The organism is Streptomyces sp. NPDC001980 (assembly GCF_040296885.1).
GTDB lineage: Bacteria > Actinomycetota > Actinomycetes > Streptomycetales > Streptomycetaceae > Streptomyces.
This window is the reverse complement of record NZ_JBEOYD010000001.1, coordinates 125,842-141,819: the sequence shown is the minus strand read 5'-3', so window position 1 is coordinate 141,819 and position 15,978 is coordinate 125,842. Positions and strand designations below refer to the sequence as shown.

Genomic DNA, 15,978 nt, shown 5'->3' with positions numbered 1-15,978 from the left:
GCAGCCCTGCGGGAAGGGCTGCCGGACGCCTGTGCGGGACGCCTCGGCCAAGGCCTTGCGGGGCCCACCGGCCACGCCTGCGGAAGGCGGTCCGGCCACTCCTGCGGAAGGCGGTCCGGCTACGCCTCCGGAAGGCGGTCCAGCTGGGTCTGGATGCGGGCGATGTCCTCGTCGGCCTTGGCGAGCCGGGTGCGGATCTTCTCCACCACGTTGTCCGGGGCCTTCGCCAGGAACGCCTCGTTGCCGAGCTTGCCGGTCGCCTGGGCCTTCTCCTTCTCGGCGGCCGCGAGGTCCTTCGCGAGGCGCTTGCGCTCGGCGGCGACGTCGATGGTGCCGGAGAGGTCGAGGGCGACCGTGGCGCCGGCCACCGGGAGGGTCGCCGTCGCCTCGAAGGCGTCGCCCTCGGGCTGCAGGCGCAGCAGCTGGCGGATGGCCGCCTCGTGCGGGGCGAGGGCCGTACCGTCCAGCGTCAGGCGGGCCGGGACCCGCTGGCCGGCCTGCAGGCCCTGGTCGGCACGGAAGCGGCGGACCTCGGTGATGACGGACTGGAGGCTCTCGATCTCCCGCTCCGCCGCCTCGTCCCGGAAGCCGCTGTCGGCCGGCCAGTCGGCGATCACGACCGACTCGCCGCCGGTCAGCGTCGTCCACAGGGTGTCCGTGACGAAGGGGACCACCGGGTGGAGCAGCTTCAGGGTGACGTCGAGGACCTCGCCCAGGACGCGCCGGGAGACCTCGGCGCCCCGGCCACCCGCCTGGAACGTCGTCTTGGACAGCTCGACGTACCAGTCGAAGACCTCGTCCCACGCGAAGTGGAAGAGGGCGTCGGACAGCTTCGCGAACTGGAAGTCGTCGTAGAACGCGTCGACTTCGGCGACCGTCTCGTTGAGGCGGGAGAGGATCCAGCGGTCCGTCGCCGACATCTCGGCCGGGTCCGGGAGCGGGCCCTCGACGGTCGCGCCGTTCATCAGGGCGAAGCGGGTGGCGTTCCAGATCTTGTTGGCGAAGTTGCGGGAGGCCTGGACCCAGTCCTCGCCGATCGGGACGTCGGTGCCGGGGTTGGCGCCGCGGGCCAGGGTGAAGCGGACGGCGTCGGAGCCGTACTGGTTCATCCAGTCGAGCGGGTCGACGGCCGTGCCCGAGGACTTCGACATCTTCTTGCCGAACTGGTCGCGGACCAGACCGGTCAGGGCGATGGTCTTGAAGGGGACCTCGCCGTCCATCGCGTAGAGGCCGAACATCATCATCCGGGCGACCCAGAAGAAGATGATGTCGTGGCCCGTGAGCAGGACGTCGGTCGGGTAGAACTTCTCGAGATCCGGGGTGTGTTCGGGCCAGCCGAGGGTCGAGAAGGGCCACAGGCCGGAGGAGAACCAGGTGTCCAGGACGTCGGGGTCCTGCTTCCAGCCCTCCGCCTCGGTGCCGGGCGGCTCCTCGTCGGGGCCGACGCAGACGACCTCGCCGTCGGGGCCGTACCAGACCGGGATCCGGTGGCCCCACCACAGCTGGCGCGAGATGCACCAGTCGTGCATGTTGTCGACCCAGTCGAAGTAGCGCTTCGACATGTCGGCGGGGTGGATCGTGACCCGGCCGTCGCGGACCGCGTCGCCCGCCGCCTGCGCCAGCGGGCCGACCTTGACCCACCACTGCATGGACAGCCGCGGCTCGATGGTGGTCTGGCAGCGCGAGCAGTGGCCGACGCTGTGGACGTACGGACGCTTCTCGGCGACGATCCGGCCCTGCGAACGCAGCGCTCCGACGATCGCGGAACGCGCCTCGAAGCGGTCGAGTCCCTCGAAGGGGCCGTGGACCGTGATGATCCCGCGCTCGTCCATGACCGTGATGGACTCCAGGCCGTGGCGCTGGCCGATCGCGAAGTCGTTCGGGTCGTGGGCCGGGGTGACCTTGACGGCACCCGTGCCGAACTCCGGATCGACGTGGGTGTCCGCGACGACGGGGATGGCGCGGTCCGTCAGCGGGAGCTTGATGCGCTTGCCGACCAGGTGCTTGTACCGCTCGTCGTCCGGGTGGACGGCGACGGCCGTGTCGCCGAGCATCGTCTCCGCACGCGTGGTGGCGACGACCAGCGTCTCGTCGCCCTCGCCGTACTTGATGGAGACCAGCTCGCCGTCGTCCTCCTGGTACTCCACCTCGATGTCCGAGATGGCCGTCAGACAGCGCGGGCACCAGTTGATGATGCGCTCGGCGCGGTAGATCAGCTCGTCGTCGTAGAGCTTCTTGAAGATGGTCTGGACGGCCTTGGACAGGCCCTCGTCCATGGTGAAGCGCTCGCGGTCCCAGTCGACGCCGTCGCCGAGCCGGCGCATCTGGCCGAGGATCCTGCCGCCGTACTCTTCCTTCCACTGCCAGACCCGCTCGACGAACTCCTCGCGGCCCAGGTCGTGGCGGGACTTGCCCTCCTCGGCGAGCTGCTGCTCGACCTTGTTCTGGGTGGCGATGCCGGCGTGGTCCATGCCGGGCAGCCACAGCGACTCGAAGCCCTGCATGCGCTTGCGGCGGGTCAGCGCGTCCATCAGCGTGTGCTGGAAGGCGTGGCCCAGGTGGAGGGAGCCGGTGACGTTGGGGGGCGGGATGACGATGGTGTACGCGGGCTTGTCGCTCTTGGCGTCGGCCGCGAAGTAACCGCGCTCTACCCAGCGCTCGTACAGCGGCCCCTCTACGTCGGCCGGCGCGTACTGGGTCGGCAGTTCGGTGCTGGGCGCTGTGGGCTGCTGCTGAGCATTCTCGGTCACGGGGCCCAGTTTAGAGGTGTCTCAGGGCTGTCCCGAAACGCGTTTGTTCCGTAACGGTGGACACCCCCGCGCCATGAGTCCCCTGTGACTGCGCCAGGATGTCAGGAACACATAAGCATCTGGAGGGGAACCCAGGGATGAGCTACAACCAGCCGGGCCCGTACGGCGCGCCGCCGCCGCAGCAGCCGGGACCGTACGGGCAGCAGCCGGGTCCGTACGGCCAGCCGCCGCAGGCGCCCCAGGCTCCCCAGCCCGGCTACGGCTATCCGCAGCAGGCTCCGCCGCAGCCGGGACCCTACGGTCAGCCGCCGCAGCCCCCGCAGCCGGGCTACGGCTACCCGCCCCAGGGGGTTCCCCCGCAGGACAACCCGTACGGCCAGCAGCCCCCGTACGGCCAGCCTCCCTACGGCGTTCCGCAGCCGCCGGCTCCGGGCGGCGGGAAGAAGAAGACGGGCCTCGTCATCGGGGCGGTCGCCGTGGTGGCGGCGATCGGCGTCGGGGCGTACTTCGTGCTCGGCGGGAGCGGATCCGGCGCGCTGAAGGACGACGGGCCGCACAAGCTGACCACGCCGGCCTCGGTGCTGTCCGGCAAGTACAAGCGGTACGGCGACTCCTCGGAGAAGAAGGCGAGTTCGAGCGACGCGAAGGACCTCGCCAAGGCCGGTGTCACCGACGCCACCTCGGTCGGCGCGGTCTACTCGACCATCGACCTGAACTCCCTCGACACGACCGACCCCACCAGCGTGGCCAAGGCGCAGACCGCCGAGAACTTCACCCTCTTCGGCGTCTACGGCACGGTGAAGGACCCGCAGACGGCGCTGGACACCACCTTCGCCCAGATGAAGGCGAGCAGTTCCTCCGACGACGACGTGAAGCTGGCCGGCGACGCGCAGTCCGTCTCACCCGACGGTCTGGACGGCGCGGTGATGAAGTGCCAGCAGGCGACGGGCAAGAACCAGCTCACCGGCAAGGACCAGACGGCGTACATGTGCATCTGGGCGGACTACAGCACCATCGGCATCGTGGAGCCGACGGCGGGCGTGAAGACGTACACCCTGGACGAGTCGGCGAAGATCGCGGCCGATGTGCGGGGTGCGGTGCGCGTCGCCAAGTAGTCGCCGTCGACGCACGCTGCCGACACACGCCGACGCACACGAAAGCGCCGGGCCCTCCGAGGAGGGCCCGGCGCTTCGGTGTTGACGGGGGTTACGCCGACTTCTGCTCCCCCGCGCCCCGGCCCCGGGCGTCGCGCGGGATCAGGGTCGGGTTGACGTTGGAGTGGACGACGTCGGCCGTGATGACGACGCGGGCCACGTCCTTGCGGGACGGGACCTCGTACATCACGGACATGAGGACTTCCTCCATGATGGCCCGCAGGCCGCGCGCGCCGGTCTGGCGGAGGATCGCCTGGTCGGCGATGGCCTCCAGGGCCTCGCGCTCGAAGTCCAGCTCCACGCCGTCGAGTTCGAAGAGGCGCTGGTACTGCTTGACCAGCGCGTTGCGCGGCTCGATGAGGATCTGGAGCAGGGCCTCGCGGTCCAGGTTGTGGACCGAGGTGATGACCGGGAGGCGGCCGATGAACTCCGGGATCATGCCGAACTTGACCAGGTCCTCGGGCATGACGTCCTCGAACTGGTCCTTGGACTGCAGCTCGCGCTTGGAGCGGATGGTCGCGCCGAAGCCGATGCCCTTGGCGCCCGCCCGGGACTCGATGAGCTTCTCCAGGCCGGCGAACGCACCGCCCACGATGAACAGCACGTTCGTCGTGTCGATCTGGATGAACTCCTGGTGCGGGTGCTTGCGGCCGCCCTGCGGCGGGACGGAGGCCGTGGTGCCCTCCAGGATCTTCAGCAGGGCCTGCTGCACACCCTCGCCGGAGACGTCTCGCGTGATCGAAGGATTTTCGCTCTTACGGGCTACCTTGTCGATCTCGTCGATGTAGATGATCCCGGTCTCGGCCTTCTTGACGTCGTAGTCCGCGGCCTGGATCAGCTTGAGGAGGATGTTCTCCACGTCCTCGCCCACGTAGCCGGCCTCCGTCAGCGCGGTGGCGTCGGCGATCGCGAACGGCACGTTCAGCATGCGGGCCAGGGTCTGCGCGAGGAGCGTCTTGCCGGAGCCGGTGGGGCCCAGCAGGAGGATGTTGGACTTCGCCAACTCGATGGCGTCGTCGCGGCCTTGGGCGCCGCCGTTCTCCCCTGCCTGGACGCGCTTGTAGTGGTTGTACACCGCGACCGAGAGGGCCTTCTTGGCGGGCTCCTGGCCCACCACGTAGCCCTCCAGGAACTCGTAGATCTCGCGGGGCTTGGGGAGTTCCTCCCAGCGCACCTCGCTCGTCTCGGCGAGTTCCTCCTCGATGATCTCGTTGCAGAGGTCGATGCACTCGTCGCAGATGTACACACCGGGCCCTGCGATGAGCTTCTTGACCTGCTTCTGGCTCTTGCCGCAGAACGAGCACTTGAGCAGATCGCCGCCGTCACCGATGCGTGCCACGGTGTGCTTCCCCTTCGCCTGGGAGACGCCTGGACTCTCTCGAATCCAGCGGCTCCTGGTGCTGCCTTATGTCGACGGTACCTTGCCGGGCCCCTCGTACGGGCCCCCCTTGGCACGGTTCACTTTGACGTGCACCTTGCCGTGCGCGCGGTCAAACCGTGCCAAGGGCGGCAGAGAATACATTCTCTGTCAGCGGCCTCTGTCAGCGGACGTCAGCGTTGTTCATCTTCCGGGTGGAGATGATCTGGTCCACGATGCCGTACTCGAGCGCTTCCTCCGCGGTGAGGATCTTGTCGCGCTCGATGTCCTCGCGGACCTGCTCGATCGGCCGCTTGGAGTGCTTGGCCAGCATGTCTTCCAGCTGCTCACGCATCCGCGTGAACTCGTTGGCGATGATCTCCAGGTCGGAGAGCTGGCCGCGGCCGGTGGAACCGGCCGGCTGGTGGATCAGCACACGGGAGTTCGGCAGCGCCATGCGCTTGCCGGGCGTGCCGGCGGCCAGCAGGATCGCCGCCGCGGAGGCCGCCTGGCCCATGCAGACCGTCTGGATGTCGGGCTTCACGAACTGCATCGTGTCGTAGATCGCCGTGAGGGCGGTCATGTCGCCGCCCGGGCTGTTGATGTAGATCGAGATGTCCCGGTCCGGGTCCATCGACTCCAGGCACAGCAGCTGCGCCATGACGTCGTTGGCGGAGGCGTCGTCGATCTGGACGCCGAGGAAGATCACACGCTCCTCGAAGAGCTTCGCGTACGGGTCGTACTCGCGGATGCCCTGGGAGGTGCGCTCCACGAAGCGCGGGATGACATAGCGGGCGTCGGGCCGAGGGCCGTCGTAACGGGCGTCGGCGGCGCCGGGGAAGTTGCTCATGAGGGTGTTCACCGTCCTGGTGGCGTTCGGGGGGCTGGAGTCTCGCCGGAGCGTGGCGTGGCCGGGCTCAGGAGGCGCCGGTACCGCCGCCTCCCGGAACACCGGAGGCATGCGTGATGATCCCGTCAATGAGACCGTACTCCTTGGCCTCTTCCGGGGTGAACCAGCGGTCGCGGTCGCCGTCGCGGACGATCGTCTCGACGGTCTGGCCGGAGTGCAGGGCGGTCAGCTCGGACATGGTCTTCTTGGTGCGCAGCAGGTACTGGGCCTGGATCTTGATGTCCGAGACCGTACCGCCCAGGCCCGCGGAGCCCTGGTGCATCATGATGTCCGTGTGCGGCAGGGCGAAGCGCTTGCCTGCGGTGCCGCCGGTGAGCAGGAACTGGCCCATCGAGGCCGCCATGCCCATGGCGATGGTGACCACGTCGTTCGGGATGAACTGCATGGTGTCGTAGATCGCCATACCGGCCGTCACCGAGCCGCCGGGGCTGTTGATGTAGAGGAAGATGTCCTTGTTGGGCTCCGCCGCGAGCAGCAGCAGCTGCGCGGTGATCTTGTTGGCGATGTCGTCGTCCACCTGCTGACCCAGGAAGATGATCCGCTCACCGAGCAGCCGGTTGTAGACCTGGTCACCGAGGCCACCACCGAAGGAAGGCTCGCCGGCGGCGGAGGGCATCAGATTCGTCACGTATCCACCTGCTCGTCTGTACGACGGCGCCGGGCCGTCTCACGTTTCCGTAGCCGGGGGCTTGGCTGCCCTCGTACTCATGGACCCTAACGCGATGGTCCCTTCGGGGAATCCCGGTAACAGGGCTGTTCGCCGGGGGCGTAGTGCCGGTGCCTCCGGCGGAAGGGCCGCTGTCAACCCGCCGTGACCGCGGCGGTGGGTGGGCGGGTGCGGCGCCGTCGTGGCTTGTCGCGCAGTTCCCCGCGCCCCCAGACGGCGGCTGCGCCGCCTTCCGGTGCGCTTGCCCCGGCGTACGACAAAGGGGCCCCCGGGATGGGTCCCAGGAGCCCCTGTACGCCGTTACGGGCGCCGTAGGGCTCAGCCCTCGGTCTTGTCCTCGGCGGGGGCGTCGGCGGCCTCGGCGGCGGCCTCAGGGGCCTCCGTCCCGGTCTCGTCCTCGTCCTCGTCGTCCAGGTCGACGATCTCGCCGTTGGTGTCCTTCACCGTGGCGGCCTCGACCACGACGGCCAGGGCCTTGCCGCGGGCGACCTCGCCGACCAGGAGCGGGACCTGGCCGCCCTCGACGACGGCCTGGGCGAACTGGTCGGGGGACATGCCGGAGGAGGCCGCGCGCCGCATGAGGTGCTCGGTGAGCTCCTCCTGGTTGACGTTCAGCTTCTCGACCTTGACCAGCTCGTCGAGGACGAACTGGGTCTTGATGCCCTTGACCGCGGCTTCCTTGGTCTCGGCCTCGAACTCCTCGGCGGTCTTGCCCTGGATCTCGAGGTACTTCTCCAGGTCGAGGCCCATCTGGCCGAGCTGGTGGTGCTCCAGGTTGTGCTTGCGGGTGTTGATCTCGTCCTCGAGCAGCTTCTCGGGGACCGGCACCTCGACGAGCTCCAGCAGCTTCTCCAGGACGCGCTCCTGGGCCTGCGTGGCCTGGTCGTACGTCTTCATGTTGGCGAGGCGCTTGCGGCTGTCGGCCTTCAGCTCGTCCAGGGTGTCGAACTCGGAGGCGAGCTGCGCGAACTCGTCGTCCAGCTCGGGGAGTTCGCGGGCGGCGACCTGGGTGACCTTGACGGTGACCTCGGCCTCACGGCCGGCCGCGGAGCCGCCCTTGAGCTCGGAGGTGAAGGTGGCCTCGCCACCGGCCTCCAGGCCCTTCACGGCGTCGTCGATGCCGTCGAGGAGCTCGCCGGAGCCGATGGTGTAGGAGACACCGCTCGCGATGCCGTCCTCCAGGACCTCGCCGTCGACCTTGGCCTCCAGGTCGATGGTGACGACGTCGCCGTCCTCGGCCGCGCGCTCCACCGGGGAGGTGGCGGCGAAGCGCTCACGGAGCTGCTCGACCGACTTCTCGACGTCCTCGTCGCTGACCTCGACGGCGTCGACCTCGACCTCGATGCCCGAGTAGTCCGGGATCTCCAGGGCCGGGCGGACGTCGACCTCGGCGGTGAAGTTCAGCGTCTCGCCGTCCTTCAGCTCGGTGATGTCGACGTCGGGCTGGCCCAGCGGGTTCAGCTCGGCCTCGTTGACCGCTTCGGTGTAGAACTTCGGAAGCGCGTCGTTGACCGCCTCCTCCAGGACCGCACCGCGGCCGAACCGCTGGTCGATGACACGGGCCGGGATCTTGCCCTTGCGGAAGCCCTTCACCGTGACCTGCTGGTTGATCTTCTTGTACGCCGCGTCGAGGCTGTCCTTGAGCTCCTCGAAGGGCACCTCGACAGTGAGCCGAACCCGAGTCGGGTTCAGGGTCTCCACGGCGCTCTTCACGGTTCGGTCTCCTTGTGGCTGACTTCTTGGGTTCTGCCGGTGCCAGAGGGGCCCGGCGGACTTTCGCCGCCCGGCGGAGTTCGTAAGCCGCCGTGCGGGGGCCGGGACACGCGGGCGCGCAGCTTGCATAGTAACCGCAGCGGCTCAGCGCCCCAAAAGGCGATCAAGACGGACGCCGTCAGGTGGTGGTCGGGGTGGCGGGATTTGAACCCACGGCCTTCCGCTCCCAAAGCGGACGCGCTACCAAGCTGCGCCACACCCCGTTTCGGTGCGACACGTAGGGTACATGCCCGGGCCGCCTGCGTCGGTCGCTTTGTTCACCCGCATCGGCGTCGCGTCCGCACCGCGCCCGGGTCGCATCCCCGCGGCCCCATCGCGTTGGCCTACGCGGCGGACGACCCGCTACGATGCCTTCTGTGCCGCGGTCGCCGACCTGCGGCGCGTGTTGTGCGGGCGTAGCTCAATGGTAGAGCTTCAGTCTTCCAAACTGACTACGCGGGTTCGATTCCCGTCGCCCGCTCCGAATGGCTCAGGCCCAGGTCACCGAGTAAGTTCACTCGGTGACCTGGGCCTGAGTCGTTGCCGGGGACGGATCGGCAGGGGAGGGGAAGCCATCGTGGCCATGGGAGCGGCGGGGCTGCCCGGCAGAGAGTGGATGGTCAAGGACGCGAAGGGTCGTAAGTACAGCTACGACTCGGAGGAAGAGGCGTTCCGGGAACTCCCCGAGCACGGGGAGGGTGCCACCGTGTGGACCCGCGAGGTCTATCGGGTCCTGTTCGTCACGAAGTCGGTCGACGGCTGGAAGCAGGTCCCCGTTCCCCGCGGATAGAGCGCGCGGGGTGCCGCCCTTGGTGCCGTGCCGGGCCTGCTCGGCGGAGTGCGCCGGATCGCGGGCGAGGGTGGCGGCGGGCACGCGTGCGCCGCCGGTCGCTGCCGCCGTCGTGGCGCAGGCCGCGTGCCGCCGGCCGGCTCCCGGGGTCAGAAGTTGATCGAGTTTATGGTCTGCGCCAGCGAGTCGAGGAAGCGCTGGATCGAGGGGGCCATCCCGGTCGACGCGAGGAAGAAGCCGAACAGGACGGCGACGATGGCGGGGCCCGCCTTGATGTTCCCCCCTCTCATCATCACCACAAGGATGATCGCCAACAGCAACACCACAGACAGTGAAATGGCCACAACTGATCACACCCTCGGTCGGTCCGCTCTCCGGCCCTGGGGTACGGCCCCGCACCCCCGCCAGATCCATCGTGCCACCAACCCGGCCGCACTATGCGGTTCGTGACACAACGTCGACAACACACCGCACACCGACAACTGCCCGCACTGTAATTCGAGGCCCCACCCGCCCCTGGATCCACGGCAATTGACGGACATGGTTTCCGTGTCCACACAACTCGCGCGCAGCCAATTCGAATTATTGACACAGGCACGGCAAAGAACGGCGACCTGCGGACGTTATGCACCAATTAGTAGGGATTAATAAGGACATCACGGGTGTAAGTGCCGCATCGAACTGCATAGACACAGGCATCGACTCCGGTAAATCACCCGGCGATCAAGATTCGGTTGTCGCCGATTACCAGGAACCACACCGGCGGTTTTACGAAATCCCACAGGCGACGCTAGGGTGCCTCAGATGTTTGACGCCGCCACGTCCCCCGGCCAGAACCGAACACCACGTCCCCCGGCCCGGCCGCCGGCGGGCAGACCGCGCGACGCGTTCTTCGACAACGCCAAGTACCTCGCGATCGTGCTCGTCGCGATGGGTCACTCATGGGAGCCGCTGAAGGGCGACAGCCGCGTCCTGGAGGCGATGTACTGCGTCGTGTACGCCTTCCACATGCCGGCGTTCATCATCGTCTCCGGCTACTTCTCCCGGAACTTCGACATGCGCCCGGACCGGCTGAAGCGGCTGGTCACCGGGGTCGTCATCCCCTATGTCCTGTTCGAGACCGCCTACTCGCTCTTCCAGCGCTTCGTGGTCGGCGACTCCGGCCAGGACATCAGCCTGCTCGATCCCTGGTACCTGACCTGGTTCCTGTGCGCGCTGTTCGTCTGGCGGCTGACCACGCCCCTGTGGAAGGCGGTCCGCCATCCCCTTCCGGTCGCCTTCGGCATCGCGATGCTGGCGTCGGTGTCCCCGAGCATCGGTGACGACCTCGACCTCCAGCGGGTGCTGCAGTTCCTGCCGTACTTCGTGCTCGGCCTGTGCCTGCGGCCCGAGCACTTCCGGCTGGTGCGCCGGTGGCCGGTGCGGATCGCCGCGGTGCCGGTGTTCGCCCTCGCGCTGGCGTTCGCGTGGTGGTCGGTGCCGCGGATGAACACCGCGTGGTTCTACCACCGGGACTCCGCGCAGGAGCTGGGCGCGCCGTGGTGGTGCGGGCCGGTGATGGTGCTCGCCATGTTCGGCTGCTCGATGCTGCTGACGGCCGGCTTCTTCTCCTGGGTACCGGGCCGGCGGACGTGGTTCACGGCGCTGGGCGCGGGCACGCTGTACGGCTACCTTCTGCACGGCTTCGTCGTGAAGTACGGCGTCCACGCCGGCTGGTTCGACCCGAAGTGGCTGCACGGGCCGCTCGGCGAGATCCTCGTCACGGCGCTCGCGGGCGCGTGCGTGACGCTGCTGTGCACCCGGCCCGTGCAGCGGGTGTTCCGGTTCTCCATGGAGCCGCGGATGGACTGGGCGTTCCGGCGGGAGGCCGCGGAACCGGCCCGGGGGCAGGAGCAGGAGCCGCGGAGCCGGGAGATGGCCAACGCGTGACGCCGCGGGTTCCGTTTGTTCCGCTTACGCGGGGAGGCCGAGGAGGGCGCGCATCCGGGCGTACTTCTCGGTCAGCCGTTTCCGGGTGTCCTCGTCCAGTACGGCGAGACGGCCGGGGTCGGCGTTGTGCGCGAGGTCGGCTTCCTTGACGAGGAGGGCGCCGGGGGTGGTGAGGACGCGGTGGGCGTACGACTCCGGGGGCTCGCCGGGGTGCTTGGTGAGGGCGCGCACGATGGCCTTCGTGCGGGGGCTCAGGGCGGCCGTGGCCAGCCACTCCTCGGTGAGGGCGTGATCCTCGACGGCGTCGTGCAGCCAGGCGGCGGCGATCTGGTCCGGGTCGCCGCCGCGGGCGCGGACGCCGTGGGCGACGGCGGCGAGGTGCTCGGCGTAGGGACGGCCGGCCTTGTCGGTCTGCGCCGCGTGGGCGGCTCGGGCGAGCGCCTCCACTTCGGGGAGGGTGAGGGTGGTGATCACGGTGCGAGTATCTCGTGGCCGGGACGGGGGGGGTGTCACTTACCGGCGGGGGAGGAACTGCGCGACCAGCCCCCACGCGGCCGCGGCTGACAACGCAGGACTACCTCGCCGCCTCCCGGCAGATCAGGAGCAGCGCCCTGTCGTCGTTGACGTCCTTCGCCACCGCCTCGATCAGGTGCCAGGCGGCGCCGTGGAAGCCGCCGGCGACATAGCGGTCGGCCTCTCCCGTGAGGCGGTCCATCCCTTCCACGATGTCGCGGTCGGCCGTCTCCACCAGGCCGTCCGTGAAGATCATCAGGACGTCGCCGGGGCGCAGGGAGCCCTTCACCGGGTCGAACTGGGCGCCGTCGTACACGCCGAGGAGGGGGCCCTCGGCCGCCTTCTCCTCCCAGCGGCCGCTGCCGGCGCTGAGCTGGAGACCGGGCGGGTGACCCGCGGAGTACAGCTCGTAGTCGCCGGAGTCGAGGTCCAGGACCAGGTGTATGGAGGTCGCGAAGCCCTCGTCCCAGTCCTGGCGGAGCAGGTAGCCGTTGGCGGCGGGGAGGAAGGCGTGCGGCGGGAGGGAGCCGAGGAGGCCGCCGAAGGCGCCGGACAGGAGCAGGGCGCGGGACGCCGCGTCCATGCCCTTGCCGGAGACGTCCGTGAGGACGACCTCCATGGTGCGGCCGTTGTTCGTGCGGGCCGCGACCACGAAGTCGCCGGAGAAGGACTGGCCGCCGGCCGGCCGCAGGGCCATCTCGCGGTGCCAGCCCGGCGGCAGCTTCGGCAGCTTGCTCTGCACCCGGATGCGTTCGCGCAGGTCGAAGAGCATGGTGCCGCCGCGCCGCCAGGGGACGCCGACCCGGCTGCGGAACTGGGCGGTGAGCAGACCGAAGAAACCACAGGCGGCGACGACGAGGACCACGCCCGGGGTGACCCGGGAGGGGCCCTCGGTGTAGGGGCCGAGCCGTACCGACTCCACGATCAGGGCGGTGGCCGCCGCCGCGTACAGGCCGAGCAGGCTCGCCGGGCGCAGCAGCAGGCCGCCCGCGATGATCGGCAGGACCAGCGCGGCCGGGGAGAACCAGACCGAGTTGGCGAGGGTCACGGCCGCGAGGACCGGGACGGTCAGGAGCAGCCCGATCAGCGCGATCCAGTCGGAGCCGTCGCCGCGGAAGTAGTCCACGGCGCTTCTGCGCACGCCGACGCGGACCCGGTGCCACTGCACTTTCCACCGGGCCGGGAACGTCTCGGCCTTCGCGCGCCGCTCTCGGTCTACTGCCATTAGTTCGGGACCCTATCCATCGGACCAGCTGCTTGGCACGGGAGGTCCCACTTGTCCCCCGTCCGAGGCTCACCTTCGAGTGCGACTTCACAGTGAACTTCACCGGAAGCCCCCACGTCGCCGTCCGGGAGAAATTCGCTGGCTCGTCCTGCAATGCCCTGGTAGGCATGGCGTATGGCGACCGAGCGTGCGACCGAGTTGAAGGTGCTGCGTCCCGAGGAGTTCGACGGGTGGTGGGACCACCTGGTGCGGGCCTTCGGCGCCGGTCCGGCTCCGGCCGAGGAGCGCGACCTGGACCGGTCCCTCACCGAGTGCGAACGCTCGCTGGCCGTCTGGGACGGGTCCGAACTGGTCGGGACGACAGGAGCGTTCCGGTTCCGGATGACCGTGCCGGGCGGTGCCGTGCTGCCCACCGCGGGGATCACCATGGTGAGCGTGGCCGCGACGCACCGGCGGCGCGGGGTGCTGACGTCGATGATGCGCCGCCAGCTGGACGACGTACGGGAGTGGGGCGAGCCGCTGGCCGCGCTGACCGCCTCCGAGCCGGCGATCTACGGCCGCTTCGGGTACGGCGCCGCGACCTTCCAGCTGCAGGCCGAGATCGACACGAGCCGGGTGACGCTGGACGCGCCGGCCGGCACCGGTGACGTACGGCTGCGGTACGCCGGCCCGGCCGACGTGCTCGACGCGTGCGAGGCGGTGTACGCGGAGCTGGTGGCGCGGCGGCCCGGGATGCTGGCCCGGCAGCCGGGCTGGGAGCGGGTGGGCCTGCTGGATCCGGAGAGCGAGCGGGACGGGGCGTCGGCGCTGCAGTGCGTGGTCGCCGAGCGGGACGGGGAGGTCACCGGGTACGCCCGGTTCCGTACGAAGCTGGGCTGGTCGCCGAGCGGGCACGACGGCACGGTGTCGCTGGAGTACCTGGCCGCGCTCGATCCCGCGAGCGACGCGGCGCTGTGGCGGTTCCTGTTCGGCATCGACCTGATGTCGACGCTGACGGTGCGGGGGCGGCCGGTCGACGACGCCTGGCAGTACCAGGTCTCCGACATCCGGCGCTGTCTGACGCGGGTGCGGGACATGGGGTACGTCCGTCTCGTCGACGTCGGTGCGGCGCTCGCGGCGCGCACCTATCAGACGCCGGTGGACGTGGTGCTGGAGGTGGCGGACGCCTTCTGCCCCTGGAACGCGGGGCGTTGGCGGCTGACCGGGGACACCAAGGGAGCGTCCTGCGAGCGTACGACGGACGCGGCCGAGCTGACGCTGTCGGTACGGGAGTTGGGGGCGGCGTACCTCGGTGGCGTGTCCCTGCTGTCGCTGGCGCGGGCCGGGCGGGTGGGCGAACTGCGGCCGGGGGCGCTGGCGGAGGCGTCGGTGGCGTTCGGCTCACCGGTGGCGCCGTGGCTGCCGCACGGCTTCTAGCGCGCGCTCAGCGTTTCTGGCAGGTGGGGCACCAGAAGAGGTTGCGGGCGGCGAGGTCGGCGGTGCGGATCCCGGTGCCGCAGAGGTGGCAGGGCAGGGTGGCCCGGCGGTAGACGTACACCTCGCCGCCGTGGTCGTCCACGCGCGGCGGGCGGCCCATCGCCTCCGGGGTGTGCTCGGGCCGGACGGTGTCGATGCGGTTGTTCCGGACGCCCTCGCGCATGAGTCCGACCAGGTCGGCCCAGATGTCCTGCCACTCGGCGGGGGTGACGTCCTTGCCCGCGCGGTACGGATCGATCCCGTGCCGGAAGAGAACCTCGGCGCGGTAGACGTTCCCGACACCGGCGATGACCTTCTGGTCCAGCAGCAGGGCTGCGATCGTCGTACGGCTGCGGGAGATCCTGCGGTACGCCGCGTCCGGGTCGGCGTCGGCGCGGAGCGGGTCCGGACCGAGGCGGGCGTGTACGGCGTTCTTCTCGGCGTCGGTGATCAGGGCGCAGGTGGTGGGGCCGCGCAGGTCGACGTAGGCGGTGGGGTTCGCCAGGCGCAGGCGGACGGTGTCGGTGGCCGGGGGCGCGGGGGCGTCGCCGAAGGTGACCTTGCCGAAGAGACCGAGGTGGATGTGGACCCAGTCGCTGTCGCGGAAGCCGAGGAAGAGGTGCTTGCCGTGGGCCTCGGTACGGGTGAGGGGGGCGCCGTCGATCAGCTCCGCGGCGTCGGAGAACTTGCCCTGCGGGCTGGTGACCCGCACGGCGCCGCCGCTGAGCCGACGGTAGTCCAGCGCGAGCCGGTGGATCGTGTGCCCCTCTGGCACTGAGGTGATTCCTTTCCCACCCACCCACCCGACTCGGTCAGTCGAGGGGTGCACGTCGAAGAACGCCGAGCACAGCGCCCCTTGGGGGCGTGGGGAACTGCGCGACCAGCCCCCGCGCGCCCGCGGCCGAACTCCTACCGGCCGTCCCCGGAGGGGTGGTGCGCCGGGATCGGGGGCAGGTCGCCCGTGGTCTCGTACGCCGACAGCATGTCGATGCGGCGGATGTGCCGCTCGCCCTCGGAGAACGGTGTGTTCAGGAAGGTCTCGACGAACTTCGTCGCCTCGTCCTGCGTGTGCATGCGCGCGCCCACCGCCACGACGTTCGCGTTGTTGTGCTGCCGGCCGAGCGACGCCGTCTCCTCGCTCCAGGCGAGCGCCGCACGGACGCCCTTCACCTTGTTCGCGGCGATCTGCTCACCGTTGCCGGAGCCGCCGATCACGATGCCGAGGGAGTCGGCGTCCGCCGCCGTCCGCTCGGCCGCGCGGAGGCAGAAGGGCGGGTAGTCGTCGTCGGCGTCGTAGATGTGGGGGCCGCAGTCCACGGGGTCGTGGCCCGCCGCCTTCAGCCACTCGACGAGGTGGTTCTTGAGTTCGAAGCCCGCATGGTCGGAGCCGAGATACACGCGCATGGGACGAGTGTGACATGCGCGTGAACGCACGGCAGGCGCGGGGCCGGACCCCGGAAATTGTGAGTAACACTA

The 15,978-nt window shown here is 69.7% G+C and carries 14 protein-coding genes and 2 tRNA genes; 5 read left to right on the top strand and 11 right to left on the bottom strand.

The features are described from left to right. Nucleotides 1-119: 119 nt before the first annotated feature. Complete coding sequence (locus ABT137_RS00625) at nucleotides 120-2,750, bottom strand: valine--tRNA ligase (RefSeq protein ID WP_351700186.1); 2,631 nt, start codon at nucleotides 2,748-2,750, stop codon at nucleotides 120-122. Between the two features lie 137 nt (nucleotides 2,751-2,887). Between ABT137_RS00625 and ABT137_RS00620 the strand changes: the two genes are divergently transcribed. Beyond that, a complete protein-coding gene (locus ABT137_RS00620) occupies nucleotides 2,888-3,865 on the top strand; it encodes a hypothetical protein (RefSeq protein WP_351700184.1) in 978 nt (325 codons plus the stop codon). Between the two features lie 91 nt (nucleotides 3,866-3,956). Here ABT137_RS00620 and clpX read toward each other — a convergent pair whose 3' ends face one another. From clpX to ABT137_RS00595, 5 genes are all read right to left on the bottom strand, one after another. Further along, on the bottom strand, nucleotides 3,957-5,243 hold the full coding sequence (gene clpX / locus ABT137_RS00615) for an ATP-dependent Clp protease ATP-binding subunit ClpX (RefSeq protein WP_351700182.1): 1,287 nt from the start codon (nucleotides 5,241-5,243) through the stop codon (nucleotides 3,957-3,959). Nucleotides 5,244-5,445: 202 nt separating this feature from the next. Next, entirely contained in the window at nucleotides 5,446-6,111 is a 666-nt protein-coding gene (locus ABT137_RS00610) for an ATP-dependent Clp protease proteolytic subunit (RefSeq protein ID WP_351700180.1), read from the bottom strand. Nucleotides 6,112-6,178: 67 nt separating this feature from the next. Then, nucleotides 6,179-6,787 carry an ATP-dependent Clp protease proteolytic subunit gene (locus tag ABT137_RS00605; RefSeq protein WP_351701107.1) on the bottom strand — a complete coding sequence of 203 codons (609 nt, stop codon included), beginning with the start codon at nucleotides 6,785-6,787 and terminating at the stop codon, nucleotides 6,179-6,181. 369 nt (nucleotides 6,788-7,156) lie between these two features. Then, a complete protein-coding gene (tig, locus tag ABT137_RS00600; protein WP_351700178.1) occupies nucleotides 7,157-8,551 on the bottom strand; it encodes a trigger factor in 1,395 nt (464 codons plus the stop codon). Nucleotides 8,552-8,737: 186 nt separating this feature from the next. After that, nucleotides 8,738-8,814 (bottom strand) — tRNA-Pro (locus tag ABT137_RS00595). A 186-nt stretch (nucleotides 8,815-9,000) separates the two neighbouring features. On the opposite strand from ABT137_RS00595, the gene ABT137_RS00590 reads away from it, so the two are divergent. Next, nucleotides 9,001-9,071: transfer RNA gene (locus ABT137_RS00590), tRNA-Gly, on the top strand. A gap of 96 nt (nucleotides 9,072-9,167) precedes the next feature. Continuing rightward, nucleotides 9,168-9,380, top strand: coding sequence for a hypothetical protein (locus tag ABT137_RS00585; RefSeq protein WP_351700176.1), 213 nt, complete (start codon nucleotides 9,168-9,170; stop codon nucleotides 9,378-9,380). Between the two features lie 149 nt (nucleotides 9,381-9,529). On the opposite strand, the gene ABT137_RS00580 is transcribed toward ABT137_RS00585, so the two are convergent. After that, complete coding sequence (locus tag ABT137_RS00580) at nucleotides 9,530-9,724, bottom strand: hypothetical protein (protein ID WP_089107496.1); 195 nt, start codon at nucleotides 9,722-9,724, stop codon at nucleotides 9,530-9,532. A gap of 460 nt (nucleotides 9,725-10,184) precedes the next feature. Here ABT137_RS00580 and ABT137_RS00575 point away from each other — a divergent pair, with 460 nt between their 5' ends. After that, a complete protein-coding gene (locus ABT137_RS00575; RefSeq protein WP_351700174.1) occupies nucleotides 10,185-11,309 on the top strand; it encodes an acyltransferase family protein in 1,125 nt (374 codons plus the stop codon). Between the two features lie 24 nt (nucleotides 11,310-11,333). On the opposite strand, the gene ABT137_RS00570 is transcribed toward ABT137_RS00575, so the two are convergent. Together ABT137_RS00570 and ABT137_RS00565 are read right to left on the bottom strand one after the other, a co-directional pair. Continuing rightward, a complete protein-coding gene (locus tag ABT137_RS00570) occupies nucleotides 11,334-11,783 on the bottom strand; it encodes an HD domain-containing protein (RefSeq protein WP_351700172.1) in 450 nt (149 codons plus the stop codon). Nucleotides 11,784-11,883: 100 nt separating this feature from the next. Further along, a complete protein-coding gene (locus ABT137_RS00565) occupies nucleotides 11,884-13,047 on the bottom strand; it encodes a SpoIIE family protein phosphatase (protein ID WP_351700170.1) in 1,164 nt (387 codons plus the stop codon). Between the two features lie 174 nt (nucleotides 13,048-13,221). Between ABT137_RS00565 and ABT137_RS00560 the strand changes: the two genes are divergently transcribed. Next, nucleotides 13,222-14,463 (top strand): GNAT family N-acetyltransferase, encoded by a 1,242-nt coding sequence (locus tag ABT137_RS00560; protein WP_351700169.1) that lies wholly within the window; start codon nucleotides 13,222-13,224, stop codon nucleotides 14,461-14,463. A 7-nt stretch (nucleotides 14,464-14,470) separates the two neighbouring features. Here ABT137_RS00560 and ABT137_RS00555 read toward each other — a convergent pair whose 3' ends face one another. Both ABT137_RS00555 and ABT137_RS00550 read right to left on the bottom strand, forming a co-directional pair. After that, nucleotides 14,471-15,277: an Fpg/Nei family DNA glycosylase gene (locus ABT137_RS00555; protein WP_351700167.1), complete on the bottom strand. Its 807-nt coding sequence runs from the start codon at nucleotides 15,275-15,277 to the stop codon at nucleotides 14,471-14,473. Nucleotides 15,278-15,411: 134 nt separating this feature from the next. Beyond that, entirely contained in the window at nucleotides 15,412-15,906 is a 495-nt protein-coding gene (locus ABT137_RS00550; protein WP_351700165.1) for a ribose-5-phosphate isomerase, read from the bottom strand. Between the last annotated feature and the right edge of the window lie 72 nt (nucleotides 15,907-15,978).